At 41.0% G+C, this 26,003-nt stretch carries 23 protein-coding genes; 11 read left to right on the top strand and 12 right to left on the bottom strand.

Features of this window, described 5'->3' with window-relative positions:
* Positions 1-35: 35 nt before the first annotated feature.
* From BN2425_RS13625 to BN2425_RS13675, 12 genes are all read right to left on the bottom strand, one after another.
* Positions 36-1,580, bottom strand: a complete 1,545-nt coding sequence (locus BN2425_RS13625; protein WP_042460381.1) for a 2-isopropylmalate synthase — start codon at positions 1,578-1,580, stop codon at positions 36-38.
* Positions 1,567-2,598: a ketol-acid reductoisomerase gene (gene ilvC, locus BN2425_RS13630; RefSeq protein WP_042460383.1), complete on the bottom strand. Its 1,032-nt coding sequence runs from the start codon at positions 2,596-2,598 to the stop codon at positions 1,567-1,569. Before ilvC ends, BN2425_RS13625 begins: the two co-directional genes overlap by 14 nt.
* 27 nt (positions 2,599-2,625) lie before the next feature.
* The gene (gene ilvN / locus BN2425_RS13635) at positions 2,626-3,147 is read right to left on the bottom strand and encodes an acetolactate synthase small subunit (RefSeq protein ID WP_042460385.1); all 522 of its coding nucleotides are present in this window, start codon (positions 3,145-3,147) and stop codon (positions 2,626-2,628) included.
* Positions 3,144-4,874 carry a biosynthetic-type acetolactate synthase large subunit gene (gene ilvB / locus BN2425_RS13640; protein WP_042460387.1) on the bottom strand — a complete coding sequence of 577 codons (1,731 nt, stop codon included), beginning with the start codon at positions 4,872-4,874 and terminating at the stop codon, positions 3,144-3,146. Before ilvB ends, ilvN begins: the two co-directional genes overlap by 4 nt.
* 508 nt (positions 4,875-5,382) lie before the next feature.
* Entirely contained in the window at positions 5,383-7,050 is a 1,668-nt protein-coding gene (gene ilvD, locus BN2425_RS13645; protein ID WP_042460389.1) for a dihydroxy-acid dehydratase, read from the bottom strand.
* 11 nt (positions 7,051-7,061) lie between these two features.
* A complete protein-coding gene (ilvE, locus tag BN2425_RS13650) occupies positions 7,062-7,970 on the bottom strand; it encodes a branched-chain-amino-acid transaminase (RefSeq protein WP_042460392.1) in 909 nt (302 codons plus the stop codon).
* A gap of 402 nt (positions 7,971-8,372) precedes the next feature.
* Positions 8,373-9,101, bottom strand: a complete 729-nt coding sequence (locus BN2425_RS13655) for an exonuclease domain-containing protein (RefSeq protein ID WP_042460396.1) — start codon at positions 9,099-9,101, stop codon at positions 8,373-8,375.
* Positions 9,088-10,074: a DUF294 nucleotidyltransferase-like domain-containing protein gene (locus BN2425_RS13660; RefSeq protein WP_042460400.1), complete on the bottom strand. Its 987-nt coding sequence runs from the start codon at positions 10,072-10,074 to the stop codon at positions 9,088-9,090. The genes BN2425_RS13655 and BN2425_RS13660 overlap by 14 nt, the downstream gene beginning before the upstream one ends.
* A gap of 81 nt (positions 10,075-10,155) precedes the next feature.
* Positions 10,156-11,415: an ammonium transporter gene (locus BN2425_RS13665; protein ID WP_042460403.1), complete on the bottom strand. Its 1,260-nt coding sequence runs from the start codon at positions 11,413-11,415 to the stop codon at positions 10,156-10,158.
* 207 nt (positions 11,416-11,622) lie between these two features.
* Positions 11,623-11,952 (bottom strand): MerR family transcriptional regulator, encoded by a 330-nt coding sequence (locus tag BN2425_RS13670; RefSeq protein ID WP_406603192.1) that lies wholly within the window; start codon positions 11,950-11,952, stop codon positions 11,623-11,625.
* A gap of 297 nt (positions 11,953-12,249) precedes the next feature.
* Positions 12,250-12,387, bottom strand: coding sequence for a hypothetical protein (locus tag BN2425_RS22785; protein ID WP_195891942.1), 138 nt, complete (start codon positions 12,385-12,387; stop codon positions 12,250-12,252).
* Between the two features lie 180 nt (positions 12,388-12,567).
* A complete protein-coding gene (locus tag BN2425_RS13675; protein ID WP_052352871.1) occupies positions 12,568-12,849 on the bottom strand; it encodes a hypothetical protein in 282 nt (93 codons plus the stop codon).
* Between the two features lie 290 nt (positions 12,850-13,139).
* Between BN2425_RS13675 and BN2425_RS13680 the strand changes: the two genes are divergently transcribed.
* From BN2425_RS13680 to BN2425_RS13730, 11 genes are all read left to right on the top strand, one after another.
* Entirely contained in the window at positions 13,140-13,937 is a 798-nt protein-coding gene (locus BN2425_RS13680; protein ID WP_042460406.1) for a basic amino acid ABC transporter substrate-binding protein, read from the top strand.
* Positions 13,938-14,030: 93 nt separating this feature from the next.
* Positions 14,031-14,687 carry an amino acid ABC transporter permease gene (locus tag BN2425_RS13685; RefSeq protein ID WP_042460409.1) on the top strand — a complete coding sequence of 219 codons (657 nt, stop codon included), beginning with the start codon at positions 14,031-14,033 and terminating at the stop codon, positions 14,685-14,687.
* On the top strand, positions 14,684-15,406 hold the full coding sequence (locus BN2425_RS13690; RefSeq protein ID WP_042460411.1) for an amino acid ABC transporter ATP-binding protein: 723 nt from the start codon (positions 14,684-14,686) through the stop codon (positions 15,404-15,406). Before BN2425_RS13685 ends, BN2425_RS13690 begins: the two co-directional genes overlap by 4 nt.
* A 302-nt stretch (positions 15,407-15,708) precedes the next feature.
* The gene (locus BN2425_RS13695; RefSeq protein ID WP_042460414.1) at positions 15,709-18,465 is read left to right on the top strand and encodes a dynamin family protein; all 2,757 of its coding nucleotides are present in this window, start codon (positions 15,709-15,711) and stop codon (positions 18,463-18,465) included.
* A gap of 319 nt (positions 18,466-18,784) precedes the next feature.
* The gene (locus BN2425_RS13700; protein WP_042460417.1) at positions 18,785-19,477 is read left to right on the top strand and encodes a response regulator transcription factor; all 693 of its coding nucleotides are present in this window, start codon (positions 18,785-18,787) and stop codon (positions 19,475-19,477) included.
* The gene (locus BN2425_RS13705) at positions 19,455-21,704 is read left to right on the top strand and encodes a histidine kinase dimerization/phospho-acceptor domain-containing protein (protein WP_042460420.1); all 2,250 of its coding nucleotides are present in this window, start codon (positions 19,455-19,457) and stop codon (positions 21,702-21,704) included. The genes BN2425_RS13700 and BN2425_RS13705 overlap by 23 nt, the downstream gene beginning before the upstream one ends.
* A 41-nt stretch (positions 21,705-21,745) precedes the next feature.
* Positions 21,746-22,261 (top strand): RNA polymerase sigma factor, encoded by a 516-nt coding sequence (locus BN2425_RS13710; RefSeq protein ID WP_195891943.1) that lies wholly within the window; start codon positions 21,746-21,748, stop codon positions 22,259-22,261.
* A 268-nt stretch (positions 22,262-22,529) separates the two neighbouring features.
* Complete coding sequence (locus tag BN2425_RS13715; protein WP_042460423.1) at positions 22,530-23,228, top strand: response regulator transcription factor; 699 nt, start codon at positions 22,530-22,532, stop codon at positions 23,226-23,228.
* Between the two features lie 2 nt (positions 23,229-23,230).
* Positions 23,231-24,166, top strand: coding sequence for a sensor histidine kinase (locus tag BN2425_RS13720; RefSeq protein ID WP_042460426.1), 936 nt, complete (start codon positions 23,231-23,233; stop codon positions 24,164-24,166).
* A 125-nt stretch (positions 24,167-24,291) separates the two neighbouring features.
* Positions 24,292-25,215 (top strand): ABC transporter ATP-binding protein, encoded by a 924-nt coding sequence (locus tag BN2425_RS13725; protein ID WP_042460429.1) that lies wholly within the window; start codon positions 24,292-24,294, stop codon positions 25,213-25,215.
* A complete protein-coding gene (locus BN2425_RS13730) occupies positions 25,208-25,900 on the top strand; it encodes an ABC transporter permease (RefSeq protein ID WP_042460431.1) in 693 nt (230 codons plus the stop codon). The genes BN2425_RS13725 and BN2425_RS13730 overlap by 8 nt, the downstream gene beginning before the upstream one ends.
* Positions 25,901-26,003 lie beyond the last annotated feature (103 nt).

The following is a 26,003-nucleotide window of genomic DNA, read 5'->3' on the forward strand; positions in this document are numbered from 1 at the left end:
TGGAAAAGGGAGGGGGGCAGGACTGCTGCCCTCCTTTATAATACTGCAGGTTCTTTCACACCTGTTCTTTGATTGAGAAACATCCGATTGACGGCATTTAAAAATGCCCTTCCCGATGCTTCAAGTACATCTTGTGCAGAGCCGCGGCCGCTGACATTAGTACCATTCACTGTCATTTTTACATGTGCCTCTGCCAGGGCATCGCGTCCACGTCCAACTGAACTTAAGCTATAATCGGTTAAATGAATTTCTTCTTTAATAAGAGCATCTAGTGTGTTAAATAGAGCTTCTATACTTCCCGAGCCAGTGCGGGCAGTTTCTACCTTTTCACCTTCAGGAGTCGTCAGAGCCACTGTTGCGGTGGGCAGGTTAGCTGACCCATACTGGACTTGGAATGCCACAAGCTCATATTTTTTTACATCAACTGCTGAGGTTTGAATATCGGTTAAAATTGTAAATAAATCTTCATCCGTTACTTCTTTTTTACGGTCCGTAAGTTGTTTAAAGGACTGGAAAGCCTCATTCAATTTTTCTGCTGATAAGTCAAAACCCATCTGTTCGGCTTTATCTTTAAAGGCATGGCGTCCTGAATGTTTGCCAAGCACTAAATCATTAGAGGATACACCAACCAGTTCAGGTGTAATAATTTCATAGGTTAAAGCATTTTTCAGGACGCCGTCTTGGTGGATACCGGATTCATGCGCAAAAGCATTTTTTCCGACAACAGCCTTGTTTCCCGGAACTTTCATGCCGGTAAACCGGCTAATTAGATCGCTAGTTCGTTTGATTTCTTTTAAAACGAGATTAGTAGTATAAGGATACCGGTCTTTCCGAATATTTAAGGCAACGGCTATTTCTTCCAAAGCAGCATTGCCGGCCCGTTCGCCGATTCCATTAATGGTGCCTTCTACTTGGGTTACGCCATTTTCGATGGCGGCCAGGGAGTTGGCGACGGCCATTCCCAGGTCATCATGGCAGTGGCAGGAGAGGGCAGCTCTATGAATATTCGGGACATTTTCTCTTATATAGCGGAACATACGGCCATATTCTTCAGGCGTGGTATAACCAACTGTATCCGGAAGATTGATGACGGTTGCTCCGGCATCAATAACTTTTGTAATGATTTGAACTAGAAAATCCAGGTCCGATCTTGATGCATCCTCAGCTGACCACTCAATATGAGGAAATCTCTTCTTTGCATAAGTGACCATGTCTACGGCAGTCTGCATGACTTCCTCCGGTGTTTTTAACAGCTTATACTGCATATGGATAGGGGAGGTAGCAATGAAAACATGCAATCTTGGTTCCGCTGCATCTTTTAAGGCATCCCACGCAATGTCGATGTCCGACTTTGTTGCCCTTGCAAGACCTGTAACGGAAGAGTTCTTAATTGTTCTGGCAATGGCTCTTACCGCTTCAAAATCTCCTTGAGAGGAAGCCGGAAAGCCGGCCTCCATAATGTCAACGCCAAACCGTTCGAGCTGTCTGGCAATTTCCAACTTTTCAAGCTGGTTTAAATTTACACCAGGGGACTGTTCGCCATCGCGTAAGGTTGTATCAAAGATGTTAACGTGAACCATTTACCACCACTTCTTTCTTTTCATTAATTGGTTTCTTAATGAATGGCATTAATGCACGAAGTTCGCGGCCAACTTTTTCAATTTGGTGATTATTTTCAGCGCGGTTGATCGCGTTGAATTGTGGGCGGTTCGCTTGGTTTTCTAGAATCCAGCCATGAGCAAATTTACCTGTTTGGATATCTTTTAATACTTCTTTCATGCGTGCTTTGGTCTCTTCGTTCACTACGCGCGGACCGGAAACAAAGTCTCCCCATTGAGCGGTATCAGAGATCGAGTAACGCATGTTTTCCAAGCCGCCTTCATATAAAAGGTCCACGATTAATTTCAATTCATGCAGGCACTCGAAGTAAGCCACTTCAGGCTGATAACCTGCTTCCACAAGTGTTTCGAAACCGGCCTTGATTAGGGCAGTAGTTCCGCCACAAAGGACAGCCTGCTCTCCGAATAAGTCTGTTTCGGTTTCTTCTTGGAATGTGGTTTCTAATACACCTGCACGAGCTGCACCAATTCCTTTCGCATAGGCAAGAGCAACATCGCGTGCTTGACCAGTATGATCTTGATAAACCGCATATAAAGCAGGTACTCCAGCGCCTTCAGTGAAAGTACGGCGGACTAAATGTCCTGGACCCTTTGGTGCAACTAAGAATACGTCCACATCAGCAGGAGGAACGATTTGGCTAAAATGAATGTTAAATCCGTGAGCAAAAACTAAAGCATTACCTGCTTCTAAGTTTGGTTTGATGCTTTCCTCGTAAACTTTTGGCTGCATTTCATCCGGAAGTAAGATCATAACGATGTCAGCTGCTGCTGTTGCTTCGGCAACGGAACGAACATCAACGCCATCTTCAACTGCTTTATTCCAAGACTTGCCCTCACGTAATCCAACAACTACATCAAAGCCGCTTTCTTTTAAGTTAAGGGCATGAGCATGACCTTGAGAGCCATAACCGATGATCGCGATTTTCTTACCTTGTAAAACATCCTCTTGAATATCTCCGTTATAAAGTACTTTTACCATTATAAATCATCCTTTCAGGTCTATTAGTTATTTTAGTAGTGTGTAAGATGGTATATCGTTTACTTGCGGCTGATGCCCGCGTTGGAAGGCGGTCAGCCCGGTTCTGGCAATTTCTTTGATTCCATAAGGCCGGAGCAATTCGATTAGAGCGTCAATCTTATCTGGCCGGCCCGTAATTTGGACTGCAAGGCTATCTTTGCTGACATCGATAATCAATGCCCGGAATGGGTCAATGATGCCATTAATTTCACTGCGAAGCTGGGCACTTGAGGAGACCTTAATTAATGCCAGCTCCCGAACGACAATCGCCTTATCGGTAATATCGGAAACTTTTAAAACATCAATTTGCTTGTTTAATTGCTTTGTAACCTGTTCGAGGCGCTGTTCGTCTTCCACTTCAACAACAAGTGTCATTTTGGAGACACCTTCTGTTTCAGTTGGACCAACAGAAATGCTGGCGATATTGAATTGCCTTCTTTGGAGCAGCCCGGTCACACGATTGAGGACGCCGCTGCGGTCGCGGACTGTCAGCGTTATGATTCGTTTCATATTGGTTTCACTCCAATCAATTCATGAAGACCTTTGCCAGGGGCCATCATTGGAAACACTTTTTCCTGCTGCATGACACGGCAATCGACTAGCAACGGCCCATCATAAGCAATAAGTTCAGGAAGGGAGGCAATTAGGTCTTCCTGGGTATCAATTCTTTGCCCGCGGATGCCATAACTTTCAGCGAGCTTGACGAAATTTGGCTGGCTGCCAAGAATGGATTCAGAAATCCGATTTCCATGTAATAGCTCCTGCCATTGGCGAACCATTCCAAGTGCTCCGTTATTGACGATGAAGATTTTTACTGGCAAGTTCTGTTCATAAATGACTGAAAGTTCTTGTAAAGTCATTTGAAAACCTGCATCACCGACAATCGCGACAACTGTACTTTCAGGTGAGGCAACCTGTGCTCCAATAGCAGCCGGAAAGCCAAATCCCATTGTTCCTAAACCACCGGAAGTAATCCAACGATGCGGTCTGTTAAAGGTGTAGTATTGTGCGGCCCACATTTGGTGCTGCCCGACGTCTGTCGCTACAATGGCTTCACCTTTAGTTGCTTTATGAATTGCCTCAATGAGCCATTGTGGGCTCATGCCGGAAGGGTCCAGTTTATACCAAAGCGGATATTCCTGTTTGTAATTTGTCAGTTTTTCAAGCCATGATCCGTGTTCGGGAGATGCATTGGTTTGTGATAACAGCTCCTTTAATGCTTCCTTTGCATCCGCAACAATTGGGATTTGCGTTGGAACGTTTTTGCCAATTTCTGCAGGGTCGATATCAATGTGGGCGACTTTAGCATTTGGAGCAAAGTGTTTGAGATTGCCTGTTAAGCGGTCATCAAAACGAGCGCCAAAGTTAATGAGCAAATCACATTCATAAAGAGCCATATTGGCAGCATAAGTTCCATGCATCCCGCCCATTCCCAAAGAGAGAGGGCTGTCAGCCGGAAATGTTCCTAGCCCAAGCAGGGTATTTACCACCGGAAGTTGATGCTTTTCGGCAAAAGCCGTTAATTCGTCTGAAGCATGGGCATGGAGAACACCTGCACCTGACAAAATGACAGGTCTGCTTGCTTTTTCCAGTGTGTCTGCCAATTTTCTGATTTGTAAAGGGTTAGGCTTCAGCGTAGGCTGGTACCCCGGCAAATCAATACATGCATCCTCAGGTACATCACTATCTAAAATGCTTGCTGAGATATCCTTAGGAACATCTACTAGAACAGGACCTGGTCTTCCGGTAGAAGCAATATGAAAAGCTTCCTTCACAATTCTTGGCAGGTCGGTTATATCTTGAACCTGATAATTGTGTTTTGTAATTGGCGTCGTGATCGCCATAACATCTGCCTCTTGGAAAGCATCTGTTCCAATAACGGAACGGGCCACCTGACCAGTGAAAATAACTAGAGGCAGGGAATCCATCATTGCGTCTGTAATTCCAGTCACCAGGTTGGTTGCTCCCGGACCAGAAGTTGCTATCACGACTCCAGGCTTTCCGGTAATTCGGGCGTAACCTTCTGCAGCATGAATCATACCTTGCTCATGACGGAAGAGGATATGATTAATTCTGCCTTTTGCCCGATAAATGCCATCATAAATAGGTAAGACAGCACCTCCAGGATACCCAAAAATGGTATCAACACCTTCTTTTATCAAAAGATTGATAAGAAGGTCTGCACCGATTTTTGGCTCTGTACTGGGTTGGAATTCCAGCTTTGCTTCTACTTTCACGTCGTATTCCCTCCTTAGGGTATTTGAAAGTTCTGAAAAATAAAGATAAGGGTAAGCCTATCTAAGAAATCCTTAATGCACACATTAAAAAAGACCTATCCTCTCCAAATAAACTGCCATTACAAGACAAAAGCAGAATAGTCGGGGAGAAAAGGTCTTTTCTCGGTACCACCCGGATTTACAGCACTCTTACGAATACTGCCTCATGAAGCGACAAATAATGAACAACGCTTCTTTTTGTAACAGGTGTTCAATCTATAAACACCCGGTTAAGCCTACTAAGTTTACCACTGTTCAGAATAACACTCAGGGATGATGTCAGAATAGATTGTATTACTGGGCTCACAGCAACCCCAGCTCTCTGAAAATACAATTTCCTATTCCTTTATTCCCGTCATCGATTTTGTTTATAAAGTTTTCAAAGGTTCTGCCTGAGAGAAAGACCTAGGATCTCGGCTTTAAAAGGGAGCCTAAACCCTTGATAGACCCTAGGGATTCCTTTTTCTCATTATATTTTCATTACGCCGCCGGTATTGGCAGAAGTAACAAGCTTTGCATATTTTGCAAGATAACCAGATTTAATCTTTGGTTCTGGCTGCACCCATGCTTTGCGTCTTTCAGCTAATTCTGCTTCATCAACAAGGAGTTCGATGGAGCGAGCCTCAAGGTCGATTAGAATTTTGTCTCCATTTTCAACTAAAGCGATTGGTCCGCCTTCAGCTGCCTCAGGAGAGATATGGCCAATTGAAATTCCACGGCTGGCTCCGGAAAAACGCCCGTCTGTAATAAGAGCAACCTCTTTTCCAAGACCGCGGCCGACAATGGCAGAAGTAGGGGCAAGCATTTCTGGCATGCCCGGTCCGCCTTTAGGGCCTTCATAGCGGATAACCACAACGTGACCAGATTTAACTGTACCATTGTTGATACTTTCTAGTGCATCATCCTGTGACTCAAACACGATGGCTTCACCCAAGAATGTTTTAATGGATGGATCCACAGCACCAACCTTGATAACCGCGCCGTCTGGGGCAATATTTCCATATAGAATGGATAGCCCGCCGACTTGGCTATATGGATTGTCTTTTGTACGAATCACATTTGTATTGGTAATCTCAGCTTCCTTGACATTCTCTTCAAGTGTTTTTCCTGTAATGGTTAAGCAGTCCTTGTGAAGAGCACCTTCCACTTTGTAAAGTTCATTGATGATGGCACTGACACCGCCAGCATTATGGACATCCTGCATAGAATAATCAGATGCAGGCATGATTTTTGCCAAGTAAGGGACTCGTTCAGCTATTTTATTAATATCACGTAAATCGTAGTCAATACCGGCTTCATGAGCGATGGCTAATGTATGCAGGACGGTATTGGTAGAGCCGCCCATGGCCATATCGAGAGCGAAAGCATTATCGATTGCTTCGCGGGTAACAATGTCACGTGGGCGAATATCCTTCTTAACTAGCTCGACTAAATATCTGGCAGCCTTCCGGATTAGCTCATGTCTTTCTTCGGAAGTAGCTACGATTGTGCCGTTACCTGGAACGGCCATCCCCAAAACTTCCATGAGACAGTTCATGGAGTTTGCTGTAAACATTCCTGAACATGATCCGCATGTCGGACAGGCATTATTTTCAATTTCTAATAACTCTTGTTGGCTCATTGCCCCGCTATGATAAGCACCGACTCCCTCAAAAACAGAGGTGAGAGATAATGGTTTTCCTGCTGCAGTTCTTCCAGCTTCCATCGGACCGCCCGAAACAAATACAGAAGGGACATTGGTTCTTACGGCAGCCATCAGCATTCCTGGTGTGATTTTGTCACAGTTTGGAATGTAAAACACACCGTCAAACCAGTGGGCATTAATAACGGTTTCAGCACTATCCGCAATAATTTCACGGCTTGGCAGGGAATAGCGCATACCAATGTGTCCCATTGCGATTCCGTCATCTACGCCAATCGTGTTAAATTCAAATGGTACACCGCCTGCTTCACGGATCGCTTCTTTGACAATATCACCAAAGACATTTAGGTGTTTATGGCCGGGAATGATGTCAATGTAGGAATTACAGACACCGATAAACGGTTTATCTAAATCGCTTGTTTTAACACCGGCTGCGTATAATAAACTGCGGTGGGGAGCACGGTCAATCCCCTTTTTAATCATATCGCTTCGCATATCTCTATCTCCTAACTAACAATGGCATGGTTTGCTGTTTCCGGGTAACAAGCCACTCCATCGGTTGTAACCAATTTTCTGAATTCCTCCAAGAGTGCATTCGTTACTGTGCCGGGCTTTCCATCACTAATGGTACGACCATCGACATTAATAACGGCGATGACCTCGACTGCGGTTCCTGTTAAAAAGACTTCATCCGCAACATAGACATCGTGACGTCCGAACGGGGTTTCTTTTACTTCGTACCCGTTGGCCGTTGCCACATCGATGATGGCATTGCGGGTAATGCCTTCCAAAGCCCCTAAGTAGACTGGAGGAGTATAGATTACATTGTTTTTCACAATGAAGATGTTGTCAGCCGATCCTTCTGTTACATAGCCTTCGTCATTCATCATCAGTGCTTCCTGTACTCCGGCTTGAGTGGCTTCGAGCTTAACTAGAATATTATTTAAGTAGTTCAGTGATTTAATCTGTGGACTAAGTACATCCGGACGATTTCTTCTGGTTGCAACAGAGGCAATTTTTATACCATTTTCATAGTATTCTTTCGGAAACATGGTTAATTCTTCTGCAATAATAATCACGTTTGGATTGGAGCAGGAAGATGGGTCTAATCCTAGGTTTCCTTTACCTCGGGATACCACGACGCGAATATAGGCACTTTGCAGCTCGTTCTTTCGAACTGTATCAATGGTTAATTGCGTCATCTCTTCCTTCGTGTACGGAATCCTAAGCATAATGGATTGTGCTGATTCAAATAGTCTTTTCAGGTGGGCTTCAAGTCTGAAAATATTGCCGGCATAAACTCGGATACCTTCAAATACGCCATCACCATACAAAAAGCCATGATCAAAAACCGAAATGACAGCCTCCTCTTTCTTGACGAAATCTCCGCCAATGAATATCCATTGACTTCCCAACATGACCACTCCTTTTAGTCAAAAGACACTTTAAATCATTAAACCTTAGTTAAAAATACAGCCAAGCCCTAAGGCAAATGGAGTATGATCAATAACGGGTTTATGACTCTATAGGTACTTATTGACGATAATCATACAACCAATTCCAAACATGGTCAATATAAAAATCTGACAATTCAAACAAATCGGAAAAACTGGTAGCGTTTACAACATTGATAGATTAAGGATAAATCTGAAATAAAAAAATTATGAAAATTTTTTGAAGAGGGAGAAAACGAGGAGAACACTTGGGAATATTGAATAAAAGTGGGTAAAAAAGGAAGAAAACAGGTGCAATTTTGACGAACATTTTGTGGACTATATGTTCGTTATATAAGATAGAAGATTATCTATTTATTCCTTTCATTTTGAAATAAATTCATAAACTTCTCTCAAATTATGAAACCCTTTCTCAGTCGCTAGCTGCAAATAGTGACTCCATACTTTTGCGGTCATAATGGCATCGCCTAGTGCATGATGTCTGTTTTTGACTTCAATACCACTCCTATTGCAAACCTCGTCTAAAGATAATGATCGGGCAGAAGGGGTGGAAATTCGGATTAAAAATGATGTATCAATAATCCGGTGCTCGAATCTAAGCTTCAACAAATCCCAAGTTAGTTTTTGCATAAAGGATTTTTCATGAAAGGAATGGTGGGCCACGAGAATATCACTCTGGATAAACTTTAAAAACTTTAGTAATGCTTCAGAAGCAATTGGAGCAGAATACAAATCTTCATTGCTTATACTCGTCAGTGTTGAAATTTCTTCAGAGAGGGGGATGTCTGTTTTTACTAAGGAGTAAAAGGTCTCATCCATCTTCATTTGACTGCCAGTCATTTTAATCGCACCGATTGATATGATCTGATCACCTTTTTCTGGATGAAAACCAGTTGTCTCAAGGTCAAAAACCACAATTTTCAATTCGTTTAGTGGAGACTCCAAATCATCCTTCTGTCGCAGTTCTCTTTGGAGTTCCCGAATAAAGGCCATTTGCTGCATGGTTGCTGGTCCCTGCATGCCAGCATAGACAGTAGGGGAAAGTTTGCCGGGAATTTGTCTGAAAAATTGAATCATATCATTTAGCCCCATAGGAATCTTCCTTTTCCAGCAGTTTTCTAACCACAGCAAACAGTGCCGCTCCATGTTTAATCATGTCTTTAACGTCTTTTGTCTGCTCTTTCGTTAGTCTTTTTAAGGATAAATAATGACCTGAATCATAGTCCGTTTGGTCACATAACAAAAGCCGATAGTTTAATAGTTTTAAAAATTGCTTTGTGTATAATGGTTTGTCTATTACAGATGACATCGTTTCGGAGATGGACTCTAACCGTAAAAGTGTCGAAGTTTCTGACATTTTTTCTTTAATGGCTATTAGCCTTAATGCATTTACATACGGAAAAAGTCCAATTTCTTTAATATTAAGTGCGCCTGCATGCTGACCATGGGTTTCTGGTAAAAGCATGCCTAAAACATTTATGCCTTTCTTATAAAACATGGTGTTATTGAGAAATTTGTTCATTAGCTGGTTAGTATTTACCTTTTGAAAAATAAGGTTTTTTAGTAAGTGAACATCATTATCTGTGCCATAGAGGATGCGGGCATCAAGAAAGATGAGTAAGTATCGGATGGATTCCCAAGAAGATTCTTCTATCCAGCGGTTTAACTGGACTTCCCACTCGGAAATGGACTTGCACCACATGGGATTACTTGACATTACCCCTCCGTCACAATAGGGGTAACCAACTTGGTAAAGACCCTTAGAAATTTCTTTTCCCAGTATTAAAAAGTAGGATTTCATATCCAAATCAGGGTGATGGTAAATTAATCCATGGTCCTGATCGCTCCATATAGATTGTTCTAATCTGCCGGCGCTGCCCGTTACAAAAAAGGAAAAGGAGCAGGGAGGCGGACCGTATTCTTTGCTGACATTTTCAATAGCCAGTTGAATGACCCGTTTATAGATATTATCGTGAAGAGCGTTCAATTGAAAGTGGTCTTTGGATGCTTCGGCCATTCGTTCAAATCGATGTTTTTTAACTTGTGAGTAACTGCACTCAGTCATTCCAATCCCTTCCTTCGTAGAAAAGCGCTCCTGCAGGTAGCAGTTTTTTTATACACCTGCGGGAGCTATCGTTATATAAAGTTATGCTTTCAGTTTTTGTTCCACTTTTACAAGTTCAGGATATCCGTAGCTGCCATGTTCACTCATGTCTAGACCAATAATCTCCTCCTCTTCGGTGACGCGCAGTCCGTTCATCGCGGCTTTCATAATGGACAATAGGATAAAGGAGACAATAAAGGCGAATGCTCCGCATACTACAACACCCATCGCTTGCACTCCAAGTTGATGAAGGCCGCCGCCATAGAATAATCCTGGCTGACCGACTGTGGCTAATTCTTTGGTGGCGAAGAAACCAGTCGATAATGTTCCCCAAACCCCAGCCGTTCCGTGTACGGATAGAGCGGCAATCGGGTCATCGATTTTCATCTTTTCAAAGAAACGAATGCTGTAAAATACTAGAATTCCAGCAATAAACCCAATTACAACAGATGCCCACGTTTCAACGAATGCACAGGAAGCAGTGATGGCTACTAATCCAGCGAGGGCACCATTTAGCATCATCGGTACATCTGCTTTTCCTAATACGATCCAGGAAATAATCATGGCAGCAACTGTTCCTGCTGCGGCAGCTAAATTAGTATTTACGGCAACAAACCCGAAAAATCCTGCATCCACTGACAAGGTGCTTCCTGCATTAAAACCAAACCAGCCAACCCATAGAAGCAGTACGCTTAAAGCGGTAAATACTTGGTTGTGTCCTGCTAAATTATTTGCAGAGCCATCTTTGTTGTATTTTCCGATACGCGGTTTTAGAATAATCGTTGCTGCTAATGATGCCATGGCCCCTGTTAAGTGAACGACGGTGGATCCTGCAAAGTCCTGCTTGCCATGCTCAGCTAACCAGCCGCCGCCCCAAATCCAATGTGCAATCGGAGGATAGACAATAACGGAGAATAATACGGCAAAGACGAGATAGGCACTTAATTTGGCTCGTTCGGCGAACCCTCCAAAGGCTATTGTCAACGAAATTCCCGCAAAGGCTAGTTGGAATAAAAAGAAAACGGCTCCTGACAGCGACATGCCGTCAATGTCATAACCAGAGTAAAAGAAATCTGAAAAACCAAGCAGCGAATTCCCTTTACCAAAAATTAACCCAAAACCAACTGCCCAAAATATGACCGATCCTATTGAAAAGGTAAGGATTGTCTTACCAGCGATATGACCGGCATTTTTCATTCTGGTCGATCCAGTTTCTAAGAGGATGAAGCCTCCAATCATCAGAATAACAAGCACTGCTCCTAACATAACCCACATACTGTTTAATAAAAATGCGGTATCCATTCTTTCTCCCCCTTTTGCTTGATTATGTCAATATTTATGACATTTAAGATAGTTGTATTGTGACATGAGCGGGAGAGAAGTTCTATAAACTTGTAAGATTACCTTACATTGTTTTTGCGTGGATAGAAAAGATTCATCATTAAATTAGCTGAGGGATCATGTTTGCTTTGAAGGTAGGTTGTTCAAATGAAAAAGCCCCCTGCATCTTTAAGCAGAGGGACCTTTCCGTAAACCAAATTGAGCATTTAATTGTCCTTGAATCATCTTGCGTCTAATTTCATCTTGTGTTTGCTTCTTCTGTGCACGGATCATTTCTTTTCTAATTTCATGCGTTTGTACACCATCTTCAATTTTGTTGGCGATTTCCACCAGCAACTCAACGTCAGAAAATGAATATTTTCTGCTTCCGCCTGGTGTTCGTTCAGGGAAAATCAATTTTCTCTCTTCATAATAACGAATTTGTCTTTCGGAAAGCCCTGTCAGGTCCCTGACAATCCCGATAGTTATCACCTTTTTATCTTTGTATGAAGAATCCACTATTGTTCTCACCACACTCTGATAACAATTTTTGTAATTATTTTATGTTATATTTTCTCACATGATAGTGGAAATTTGAACTAAAAAGCATTGTATTTAATGAAGGACATCTTTGGAGCTTTTTTTGGGGAGAGTGGAGTTCTTATATAAATATGCCAATTCGCTGACTGTCAAAGTAGTTAGCTCCGTTTTAGAAAATAGCTCCAGAGACAACAAACGGTTTATATAAAACTCTTTTAATTGGTCAAGACCTCTCCTTAAATGGGTTGACACAATATCTCCTCCCTTATTAACACATCAGTAGTTTTGAAGTTTTCTTAACAGCTCGTTTGCCTTTGTTCCTAAGAGCAGCATTAGCTCTTCATATAATTCATCTCGTAATTTATCTAATTCAATGATGGTTTCAGCTAATTTGATATCACTTTTCCGATACATTACGATCTTCCTCTCTAAGTTTATAACAGTAAATTAGCTGAAATTTCCGTATTTGTCAGTCATTCTGTTAGAAAATGTAACAGAGATTTTATTTATAGCTTTTAAAACTGATAGAAAATCTATCCAACCTAAAAAAACCGGAATGATCCCGGTTTCTTTGTGGCAGTTACACTCATTTATTTAATATTCTCCATCGAATGGCGTGAATGGGAAGTTGAATCTCCTTTCAACTGCCCGAAGCCGTTGATTTACGCGCTGAAGCCTGCGCTGCAGACGTTCAATTTCTCTCTCTTGCCGCTCATTGGCCCTTTCTAATTGAGCAACTCTGCGTTCAAGTTGTTGAGGCTGTCTATTAGGGTCAAACTGTTCCGGTTGAATGTATGAAGTATACGGATCCACTGGGACATATGCGTGATAGTCGATTTGCATATTCTGAGGTTGATTATAGCCGTAGGGATACATCTAGGCATCTCTCCTTATAGGTAATTGTACGCTATAACATATGCCCCCCACCCAGCAGGGAAACGGCGAATGCCTATAGTTTAATAAGGTGGCTGCCCGGTTAAGCCGCAATCATAACACCGTTTTTGGGCTGCTGAGACAATCTATTAAAATTCTATTAACTCTTTAAATATAGTAAAAATAAAAATGATTGAATAAAAAAATGAAATAATTTATAATCATGTATATTCAAAATATTATTAAAATTGTTAAAATTTATTTTTATAAAAAAATATTAGGGGGTCTAGCTAATGAAAAGATCGAAGTTAATGGTGGTAATATCGGTTGTATTTTTATTACTCCTTTCAGCATGTGGGACCAGCAAGACGGGGGGAGACGGTGATAAGAAGACTTTAAGAATCGTTACTGACGCTGCTTATGCACCGTTTGAGTATCAGGACAAAGGGGAAGTAGTTGGGTTTGACGTTGATTTCGTAAAAGCTGTTGCCAAAGAGGCTGGTTACGAAGCAAAGGTGGAACACGTTGGCTGGGATCCAGTATTTGTTGAAATTGAAGGGAAAACAGCAGACGCAGCTGTTTCGGCCATCACGATTACTGATAAACGCAAAAAGTCCTATGATTTTTCAGTTCCATATTTTTTGTCTACTAATAAGATAATGGTTCCTAAGGACAGCCCAATCAAAAGCGCAGCAGATTTAAAGGATAAAGTCGTCGCCGTGCAAAATGGCACCACGGGGATGACAGCAACGGAGAAACTACTGGGGGCAGAAAACAAAAATCTAAAGAAATTTAAAGATAACAACCTAGCTATTATGGAACTAAAAGGCGGCGGTGCCGATGCGGTTGTAGCCGATAATACCGTAATTGAAGAATATGTAAAAAATAATCCAAAGGAAAATTTTGTTGTTATTGAAGATCCGGTTTTTGAAAAAGAGTTCTATGGAGTCTTATTTCCAAAGGACAGCAAATTAAAAGCCGAGTTCGATAAAGCCATTAAAAAGTTGATGGAAAATGGGGAATACGCAAAAATTTACAATAAGTGGTTCAAAGTAGACCCGGATTTGACTGAAATAAATGCTCAGCAATAGTTAGAGCGATTAAGCAATTGCGTAACTCTTTGTCAATAAGAAGTTACGCAATTTTTATATAGTAAGAGGTAAATTTTACTTGGGGGACTCTTTATGGAAATACGTTGGGATATACTTGCAGAATATGCTCCTTTTTTTGCGAAAGGAACTTTACTGACAATTGGACTTTCCGTTGTTAGTATTATCATTGGCTGTATCCTTGGATTGTTTATTGGTTTAGGGAAAATGTCCAAAAACAAGTGGATTGCCCTTCCGTTTAATATTTATGTCACTTTTTTTAGAGGTACACCGTTATTAGTGCAAATATTATTGGTTCATTTTGGACTTGTGCCGCTTTTATTAGGAGAAACCAATGGCATTACTGCAGCAATTACAGCTCTTTCATTAAATTCTGCAGCATATGTATCCGAAATCTTCCGTGCTGGGATTCAATCGATTGATAAGGGGCAAATGGAGGCAGCGAGGTCGTTAGGGATGAATCACCAACAGGCGATGCGTTTAGTCATCCTGCCCCAAGCATTTAAACGAATGATTCCGCCGTTAGGGAATGAATTCATAGTATTAATAAAGGATACTTCCTTAGTTGCAGGTATTGCAGTAAAAGAGCTTTTATATTGGGGTCAAGCCTTACAGGGCCAGTACTACCGGGTATGGGAGCCCTACCTGACCGCCGCCCTTATCTATTTAGTGATAACCTTTTCTTTAAGCTTGCTGCTATCCAAACTTGAAAGAAGGCTGACCACAGAATGATTGAAGTTCAAAATTTAAAAAAGACCTTTGGAAAAAATGAAGTGCTTAAGAAAATCAATGTAACCATCAAACCGCAAGAGGTTGTGGTGGTCATCGGACCGTCTGGATCAGGGAAGTCTACCTTTCTTCGCTGTATTAATCTATTGGAAACCATTACCGATGGTCGTGTATTAATTGAGGGTGTCGATATCACCGATAAAAAAACTGATATAAACAAAATTCGTACAGAAGTAGGCATGGTATTTCAGCAATTTAATTTGTTTCCACATAAAACCGTGCTGCAGAACATCATGCTTGCACCTATGAAGGTAAGAAAGATCTCGGAAGAAAAAGCCCGGGCCAAGGGAGTTGAATTGTTGGCTAAAGTTGGTTTGGCCGATAAAGCCGATGCCTATCCCGACTCCTTATCTGGCGGGCAAAAACAACGGGTGGCGATTGCAAGGGCGTTAGCGATGGAACCTAAAATCATGTTATTTGATGAACCCACATCTGCGCTTGACCCGGAAATGGTCGGAGAAGTCCTCGAAGTCATGAAACAATTGGCAAAGGAAGGAATGACCATGGTGGTGGTTACCCATGAAATGGGGTTTGCAAGAGAAGTCGGAGACCGGGTTTTATTTATGGATGGCGGTGTCATTGTAGAGGAAAATGTACCAAAAGAGTTGTTTGAAAGACCGAAAGAAGAACGGACACAAGCATTTTTAAGTAAAGTATTATAGATTCGATTAGATAAGGAGGCAAGATGGCCTCCTTTTTTGCTCGATAACTGCCAATACCTTCTAGCCTGCCCCCTTACCCGACCTATTTCCATAACCTACGCCTTTTTTGAAGCCTACACAAATGCTGCTCGACATTGGTTTGTCTTACATTTGAAATACTTCTGTCATGTCTTTAAAAACTACCTCTGGTAAAATTGGTATAATAGGGACTTATTTTCTATACTTTCGTCGAATAGTATAAGGAATAATTGTGACTCTTTTCCATATCTATACAAAAGAGTGTTGCAATTGGAGGGAAAGAAATGACGTTAGAACAGCAATTAATTGATAAAACGTATTATAAAATGTTCATGAATGAACTTGAGGATAAACATCCGATTGAAGTACTTGGCGAAGCTTTCCAAGAGGAAGCCCAAAAAGACCTGCCCGAATTGACAAATCTCCGGTATGCACAAGGCGAGGCCTATTTTCATGCTAAGGACTATGAGGCAGCCATCTTTAAATGGGAAAACATCATCAATGAATTAGAGCCATGGGCGAAAAAAAATACGGCAGATGCTTATTATAAATTAGGAGTATTATCAACAGCAGAAGACCTATACACGACCATTGTAACCGATAATCCTACATTAAAATCTGAACTATCGTTACAGTTATTTTCATTGTATATTGACCGTGAAAAATTGCAGGCTGCCACTTCTGAAATAAAAAAAGCCATTCTGGCCAATCCTGATTATCCAAACCTCACAACGATTGCCAGAAACTTTTTTGAAGAACAGGGTGATTGGGAGAATGCGATTGAATTGGCTGTGAATGAAGCTAAGCGGAAGCAATCTCTAGACTGGTATGAGATTCTTCACTCCTACATACAACAAGGGAGGACAAAGACTTTTGCCCCTAGTTATTTTTCCCAGGCCCTGGTGGAATTGTATCGTTTCAATCACAAGAAGTTTGAACAGCTAATTTCGTCCTTATGGAATAGTTATCAGAACGAAAACACCTATTTTACTTGGTTAAAAGAAATCAATTATTTACTTTTGAACCTCGACTTTAGTCGTGAGGAACAATGGACAGTTGTTTCCAAGCTATTTAAAGAAACCTATTTTCATTTTATCGGCGGCAATTATTTTATCAAGCAGCTGGAAGAAATCGTGCCTGAACTGCTTACGAACTGGCTGCGCCTGGCGGATGATTCACATGTTGTATTGTCTGCCGCAGCACTTCTGTCATGGAATGAACTTTTCCCCGCCAGCCTTAGTCTAGTGATTGTAGAAGAGGCTGAAAAGGTGATTAGTACGACAGCAGTGGAAATGGATGAACTCGAGGAATGTCTAAACCTTTTCGCCTCGATTATTAAGTGGGCCCATGCTCATGACATGGGGGACAATGGCCGGATGCAATGGATTACCCGTCAATTGGTAGAATTTGATACACATCATATCCTGGTGGCCGGACTTAGCGGCACCGGTAAATCCTCATTCGTTAACATGGTCTTGGGAGAACCCTTGCAGGATAGTCCCACCTCTACAGTAGTCATGTTTAAGGATGCAGAGGAATTGGAAATTACCGAAATTACAGATTGGGAAATGAATCATCTTGAAGGATTCTCTGCCTTTCAAGAGCGTATGGACCGGCTTCGCCATGCATTGGAATCGGTCATTGAATTCAAATTGCCAAATCGTTTTTTAGCAGAGAATGAAATGGCATTTATCGATACGCCAGGATTAAAAGGGACACCTCATGCAGACCGTACCGATGTTTTGTCCTATCTTCATGTGGCGGATACCGTGCTATTTACGTTAGATGCCAATGCACCTTTAACGGATAAGGAAAGAAGCTTAATCGACCAAATTCAGGGAATTGCGCCTGATATACCTGTTCATTTTCTGATATCCAAGATAGATACGATTCCGAATGAACAGGATGCGGTTCGGATCTTTGAAGAAACTAGGTCGGCAATCGAATCGATAGTGCCAGATGCAAAAGTCTTTGCTTTCTCCTCCCAATACGACAGGGATCAGCAATTAGGAGAAATGCAAGAATTTCTTCTAGCCATAAGAAATAAGAGAAATATAGAAGATAAGCGTTTGGCTAAGCTGCTATATTATATCCGAACGACTATTGCTTCACTCCTACAAAAAAGAATCGATGTGGAAAACCAATTGGCTGACACCGTCCGCTGGAACCAAGAAATGTACTCTAAACTGACAGGGGCAGTTAACCAACTGAATGATTCGGTGGTCCAAAAAACGAAAATCATCGCAAAATCTTATCATTCGATGAAGGCGGCCATTGAAGAGGAAATAGTAGCTAGTGTACCATTAAAGTTAAGGGAATGCTCAGAATTAATTAGGGAAGACAGCAATTTTAGCAAGGTCCATTTAGACTTAAATGAAGAAATGAATAAACGTTTGCAGGATTATTTAGAAAATCATGTAATGCCAAAATATTGCCGTATGCTTCAAGATTGGCTGTTTAGCTGTAAGGAAGAGTTCGATCAAGGCCAAGAGTATTTGAATGAATTGGCACAAGGCTTTAACAGTATTTACGGAGAGGAACGTCTTCAACTTGAATGTGATTTCAGGATTCTTGATGACTGGAACCGTGATATCAACAGATTAACAAGCGGTTTTACGTTAGAAAAGGAAAACATTCTATTACGTCGAACCCCTTCACAATTCTTGCTGAAAAGTGCCGGCAAATTATTAGGTTCTTTGTCCAACAACAAAACGATGCTGTACAATAAATACAAAGGATTTGTGGAGAACGAGGATTATACAGAAACAATAGAATCAGTGTGCCGCCAGTTTTTCCAGCCGTTCCAGCTATTTGAAAAATCATTAGAACGTGATGTCAGCTTATTTTTAAAAGAACCATTACTGATTCTTGCTAAGACAGCGGAAGATACGAGTAAGGAAATTGATGATCATCAAGCGATGCTAAATCGGTTAAATATGAATCCGGAAATATTCCGAGACCCGCTAACGTTATTTGAACTGAGACTGCGCCAGTTTGAATGGATGACAATAGCCGGAAAAGGTATGCAAACTGTATATTAATAGTATTAGATAAGGAAGATGTCCAAAGGCATCTTCCCTTTTTTTTGTCTTAGGCTCTGTTAAACTGATTGGAGTGGAAGGCGAGCGACTCCTCGGAAAACCTCATTTATGCTATCGCATAATAAGGCTCCCCGGCACGCCGCGGGTTCGCTTAAGCAACTGGAGCGGAAATCAACAGCCAAATTTAACAGGGCCTTGTCTTAAAAAAGAAGGCCTGTCTAAAAAATATTAAGAAAAACTTAAGATTTATAGTAAAGTAAAGTTAAGATTTTGCCATTATTATGTAGGACAAAGAGATAAACGGAAAGCAGGGGGAGAAATGAATCCATATTATGTGCTGGTAGTGGATGATGAAAAAGAAATCCGCGATGCCATAGAAATATACCTAAAAAATGAAGGGGTTACCGTTTTAAAAGCAAAGGATGGGATTGAAGCATTAGAAATCTTACATGAGCACCCGGTTCATCTCATTATATTAGATCTCATGATGCCGAGGCTGGATGGGATTTCTGCTACTTATAAGATTCGCGAACAGAAAAATATCCCGATTATTATTTTAAGTGCAAAAAGTGAAGACACTGATAAGATTTTAGGGCTGCAAGTAGGTGCTGATGACTATGTAACGAAGCCGTTTAATCCAATGGAATTAGTAGCCAGGGTAAAATCCCAGTTAAGAAGATATGTTACACTTGGCACTTTTGAAGGTGTCAAAAAGGTCATTGACTTAAACGGACTAACATTGGATCAATCGGCAAAAGAAGTCACCGTTCATGGGGAGCGGATTAAACTTACTCCAATCGAATACAAGATCGTCGAGTTACTAATGACCAATGCCGGGAGAGTATTCTCGATTGATGAGATCTATGAGCGGGTATGGAAGGAGCCTGGGTACAATGCAGAGAATACGGTAGCAGTCCACATTCGGAAAATTCGTGAAAAAATAGAGATCGATCCAAAAAATCCAAGATTCTTGAAGGTGGTATGGGGTATTGGATACAAAATGGAAAAATAGACTCATTTTGGCTGTATGGGCCTTCTTGGTTTCATTCGGGTTGAGTGGAATCCTGGCCGCTGCACTGTTTGGTAGCCATTACATATATAAGGATTATTTTCATACTCCTGATTTCCAATATCAAGTTGATCAATTTGCCGGCTATTTAAGCACCTTCGAATTGCATGATCTTCCATTGGAAGAAGCAAAGAAAGCAATTACCGTAACGAAGGAGGATATTGATGAGCACCGGTATCGGTACGGAACGCTTCCGGAACAAGTCGATAATATCAAAGCCCAGTACGAAGAAAGAATCCAGGGCGCATTAGATGCGGACAACCAAGATGCCGTTGATGCCTTTAAAGCCGAAAGAGATGGAAAAATAGAAGATATCACCAACAATTTTAAGAGTGATGACTATGTCAGGCCAAAGGTTATGAAAGAAAAAGAGAATAAACTAGAAGAATACTATAAAAAACGGGAAGGCTTACGATCTGAGTTTGAAAGAGAAAATGATATTTTTGAATACTATTTTAAAAATACCGAGACAAAAAAGGTCTATACGGATCTGCCGAATTCTGGGGGAGAAGCACCTAAAAATGATATGAACAAAAAGGATTCACTTTATTTCACCACAATGACCATTGGAAGGGATTATGCCATCAATAATAGTTATCCCGGTTATGAGCAGCTCATGGATTCAATCATCCCTACAAAAGCTTCAACCTTTGAAGGAAAGATTGCCATACCTAAATCTTTGCCAGTATCCAATCCAATTATGGACGAATATGAGAACTATAAGCACAATCAATGGCTGCTATTAATTTGTGGTATTACAGGTATGATTGCGCTGTTGCTTAGTCTATGGATGTTAAAAAAATCTCAAGCTTTTCCTGCTACAGTAGAGAAGTGGCGCCCGTATTATAATAAGCTGCCGCTCGATGTAAGGGTTCTGTTTTTTATCCTGACAGGTATCGGATTTACTACAGCCGTTTTTAGTGTTAGCAGCCAGTCTATTTTCGTCATCGGAAATCCTGTCAATGGAGTAGAAAGTGTTGCCGGCCTCATCATCGCTTCCTTTTGCATGGGCTATACGTATCTACAGTGGAAGTATTTATCCTTTAGCGTGAAGGATTGGCAGAATGCTAAAGCAGAGTGGAAACGGGGATTAATTTATAAAGCAGGGAAGAAATCCAGCCAGCTGTTTAAAAAAGTACTCCAGAGCTTAAAGGAGGCATTTCTAAGTCAAACAGCGGGCATTCAGATATTGATTATAATGATTCTGATTTATGGCCTCGGGGCAGCCGCCGTCATGACAATCATTCATCCGATTTTTATCCTTATGTATTTAATCCTGATCGGTGTTATTGGCATTCCTCTGGCATTGATCGTGGTTAATAAAATTGGTTATTTTAATCGAATTGTTGACACAACAAAGGAAATTGCTTCGGGAAAATTAGGCGATAACCTTGATGTGTCAGGTAAGACTGTACTGGCGACGCTGGCCGGCAATATCAATGTTTTGAAGCAAGGCTACAAGCATTCGCAAAACGAGCAGGCTAAAAGTGAACGGCTGAAAACAGAATTGATTACCAATGTCAGCCATGACCTGAGGACACCCTTGACATCGATTATTACCTATACAGAGCTACTGAAAAACAAGGATGTATCCAACGAGGATCGGGCTGCTTATCTAGAAATTATTGACCGGAAATCTAAACGACTAAAGGTGCTGATTGATGATTTATTCGAGGTATCGAAAATGGCGAGCGGCAATATGGAGTTAAACAAAGAAAAAGTGGATCTTGTGCAGCTTTTGCAGCAGGCACTCGGAGAATACGATGATATTATAAATGACTCGAGTTTGCAATTTCGGGTTACAAATACGGAGAAGCCTATATACGCATTAGTAGATGGGCAAAAGATGTGGCGGGTTTTTGATAATTTAATAGGAAATATTCTTAAATATTCGCTAGAGAACTCACGAGTCTACATTGCCATCAAAAAGGATAGCAGGCAAGCTTTAATTACGTTTAAAAATGTTTCTAAATATGAACTTAATGAAAATAGCGAGGAGCTATTTGAACGTTTTAAACGAGGAGATACGTCTCGTCATACAGACGGTTCAGGATTAGGGCTTGCCATTGCCAAATCGATTGTTGACCTCCACGAAGGGAGGCTGGAAATTGAGACGGACGGTGATTTGTTTAAAGTAAGTATTATGTTAAATCTTGCGGAGAATCACTAACCTCGTCCATAAAGAAAGAACAAGAAAGGAGAGGAAAGTAAATGTGTGTCATTAATTTTTCTGAATTATACAGTCTTTATTATAAACGGCTGTTTCATATAAGCTTCTCAATCACTAGAGATCGGTATCTGGCGGAAGATGTTGTTCAGGAGACTTTTATTAAAGCACTGAAGAAGGCAGATACAATTGCAGAACAATCAAAAGTTGGGGCTTGGCTTTCTGTGATTGCCACCAGAACAGCCATTGATTTCGTCCGTGTGGAAAGGAAAAAGAAAGGAATCCTGATGGAGAAGGATATGTTGGAAAGCTTAGGGAAGGAAATGAAGCACAACGTAGAAGAAGAAGTCGAAACGGGAATAATGGCGGAGCAGGTGAATACTGCCATAAAAAAGCTAAATCATGAGTATCAGGATGTCCTACTGCTTAAGATTGGCCATGGTTTAAAGGAGCACGAGATTGCACGCGCCCTTGATTTGAATCCGGGTACCGTCAAAACAAGAATCTATCGGGCAAGGAAACAACTAAAGCAGCTGTTTTTAAAACAACTTAGCGCATAGGGAAGAGCATTGTACGGTTGAGTATCGCAAATGGTGCAATTGTCTGATAGAGTGGCTCAATTGTCGGATAGGATCGTGCAACTGTCGCATACAGTGGTTCAACTGTCGGATAGGGCTGTCTAACTGTCAAAATCCGTAACTGTTGTAGGCCAGGGGATTGAAACCCTTCTTAAAAGCGGGAATTTACCCGCATTTTTTTTCTTAAAAAAAGGAATTTAGTCCTATTGTATGGAAACTATCCATAGAAAAAGTATAGCGGGGGAAAACAATGAACCATAAAATTTTACTAGTAGAAGACGAGACAGCCATTAGTGATATGGTAAAAGGCCAGTTTGTAAAAGAAGGTTTTGAGGTAGTACCGGCATTCGATGGCGAAGAGGCACTTGAAATTTTTGCGCGAGATACATTTGATTTAATTCTCCTCGACCTGATGCTGCCAAAACTGGACGGAATGGAATTTTTAAAAATCATTCGGGAGAAAAGCATGGTGCCGGTTCTGATTATGTCAGCAAAGGACGGGGACCTCGACAAAGCGTTGGGTTTGGGATTCGGGGCAGATGATTATATTGCCAAACCGTTTTCAATGATTGAACTGACGGCAAGGGTGAAGGCCGCAATCCGGCGGGCAACCCATTATTCCACTACAGAGCAAAAACAGGAGACACAGCTGCTTACTGTTGGAGAGCTTACGTTGGATTTGGATAACTTTTCCTTGCGAAAACGGGGCCAAGAAGTCAAATTGACCGCGAAGGAATTTCAAATCCTCAAATTATTCCTCTCCCATCCAAGCCGTGTCTATACAAAAGCGCAGATTTATAGCTTCGTATGGGAAGACGAATATTATGGGGATGAGAATGTGATCAATGTCCATATGAGAAGATTAAGAGAGAAAATTGAAGATGACCCATCCTCGCCTAAATATATAAAAACATTGTGGGGCATTGGCTATAAACTTGGGGAGTTCTAGCCATGGCTATTTTCCTGGTAATAGTCATCATTATTTTAATCGTTCTTAACATTCTGCAATGGAGGACCAAAAAACAAAACTCGGCAAATTTAACTTATCTGCATCAAAAACTAAAGCGCATTATCGACGATAAAACAGATGAGAAATTGTTATTACATACTGATGATGAAGAGTTAAAAAGAATCCTAATTGAGATCAATAGCCTTTTGGAGCACAATCAAAAAATCATTGCTGCCTATAACAAAACGGAACTATCGATGCGAAAAATGCTCTCCAATATATCACATGACTTAAAGACACCGCTGACCGTGGTGCTCGGTTATATCGAAATCATGTTGAACGACCCTGAAAGGAGAGACAGTGAAACAGAAGAACTATTGCAAAAAGTGCATGTTAAAACAGTCGAGGTTCTGGATTTAATTAAGAAGTTCTTTGATTTAGCCAAGCTGGAGTCCGGGGATAAAGACCTGCCTTTGACGAGGGTCCATATCAATGAATTATGCCGAAAAAACATTTTAAATTTTTATGAGGTATTAACTACAAAAGGCTTCGAAGTAACTATTGATGTGCCGGATGCTGCTCTTTACGTGCTGGGGAATGAAGAGGCACTGGACAGGGTGATGAATAATCTGATTTCTAATGCGATTCAATATGGTGGCGAAGGAAAAGTCATCGGTCTGGCTTTAAGAGGAGATGAACATTCCGTTTATATCGATGTGTGGGATAAAGGCAAGGGAATCAGTGAGCTTCACAAAGACCTCGTCTTTGAAAGAATGTATACGTTAGAGGATTCCCGCAACAAATCCTATCAAGGCAGTGGACTCGGTCTTACCATCACCAAAAGGCTGGTCGAAAAAATGGAGGGAGAGATTCTTCTCACGAGCAAGCCCTATGAAAAAACAACCTTTACCATTAAGCTTAAACGAATTACATACTAAAACAGCAAAGGGTGCCCTTAAGAGTGGTACCCTTTCTTAAGATTTTTGTAAGATTTGATTAATAAAAAAGAAAATTTTACTGTCTAAAATAAAAATCAGTTAAGAACGAAGGGGAGCTGAAAAAGATGAGCTATGTGATTAAAACCAATCAACTGAGCAAGGCCTATAAAGGAAAGGAAGTTGTCACGAATGTAAATATGAAAGTGAAAAAAGGGGAAATTTACGGCTTTTTAGGGCCAAATGGTGCTGGGAAAACCACTATCATGAAGATGATAACCAATTTGGTAAAACCAACTAGCGGTGAAATTGAGCTGTTCGGCGAGAAATTAACTAATACCTCCTATGAACTGTTAAAAAGAATGGGCAGCATTATCGAATACCCCGTATTTTATGACAGATTGACAGCGAGGGAAAACCTAGAATTGCATTGTGAATATATGGGCTACTATGATAAACGGGCGATTGACTCGGCACTTGATTTAGTGAAGTTAAAGGATATCGATAATAAATCGGTGAAAGAATTCTCACTCGGCATGAAACAGCGCTTGGCGATTGCCCGCGCGATTATTACTAAGCCGGAGCTGCTCATACTCGATGAGCCGATTAATGGTCTTGACCCTGTAGGAATTAAGGAGCTCCGTGACCTGTTTCATATGTTGTGCCGAGAATATGGAATCACAATGCTTGTATCTTCACACATCCTTGGTGAAATGGAGCAGATCGCTGATACAATCGGAGTCATTAATGAGGGGAAATTAATCAAAGAGGTATCCATGGATGAGATCCGTGAACAGAATACCGATTATGTTGAACTTTCCGTAAGAAATGTAAAAAAAGCCTTTTATGTTCTGGATGAAGTCCTCCACCTGACGAATTTTAAAGTAGTCGATGCATCACGTTTTAGAATTTATGATACAAGCATCTCACAATCTGAAATCTCAAAAACACTTATACTGAATGGAGTTATGATTGAGGAAATCAATAAAAAGAATCATTCATTAGAAGATTATTTCTTAACCTTATTAAATGGAGGCGGAATCAGTGCGTAACTTAATCGGTCTTGAAATAAAAAAGTTTAAACTATATTCCTATTTTAAAAGCGTGGCGATTGCCAATGCCGCCATGATGGCACTCATGTGCTTAATCTATTTTGCCGAGAAAAGTGAAGGAAGGATTGCCTTCCCCGACTATGAATTTGCCTATGATGCTCTTGGCAGTATTGTCAGGCCGGTGTTTATTATCTTCGCTGCCGTGCTCATTTCTAGGCTGATTATTGATGAATACAAAAGTAAATCCATTCAGCTTCTGTTCATGTACCCAATCAATCGCAAAAAAATTATCATTTCCAAATTAATCATTGTTGCTAGCTTTACCTTCCTTGCCATTGTGTTATCGACGTTCTTAATTGGCGGTCTGTTTTATTTAGCCGATACGGTTTGGCATTTTGTACCGAAGGCATTAACAGCAGGACAATTGACAAGCATATTCTTTAGTCTCATCCTTAGTGCGATTGCATCTGCAGGTATGGCGTTAATTCCATTGTATTTTGGAATGAGAAAAAAGTCAGTTCCTACCACCATTGTTTCAGCAATCATTTTAGTATCACTCACTAATTCAACCGCTGATGAGGTCAACATTTTTAAATTCATTGTTGTTCCATTGGCGCTAGCACTAATTGGCTGCCTGATAGCCTACTTCTCGTTCAGGAATATTGAAAAAACGGATATCAATTAAAAAATAAAGCTGCCTTATGAGCAGCTTTCAGACTGTCGACAAATCCGAAAAAGTTTGGGTTTGCCGACAGTCTTTTTTTGCTTTTTTTATAGGGGCTGTTGAT

This window comes from Neobacillus dielmonensis (assembly GCF_000612665.1).
GTDB classification, from domain to species: Bacteria; Bacillota; Bacilli; order Bacillales; family Cytobacillaceae; genus Neobacillus; species Neobacillus dielmonensis.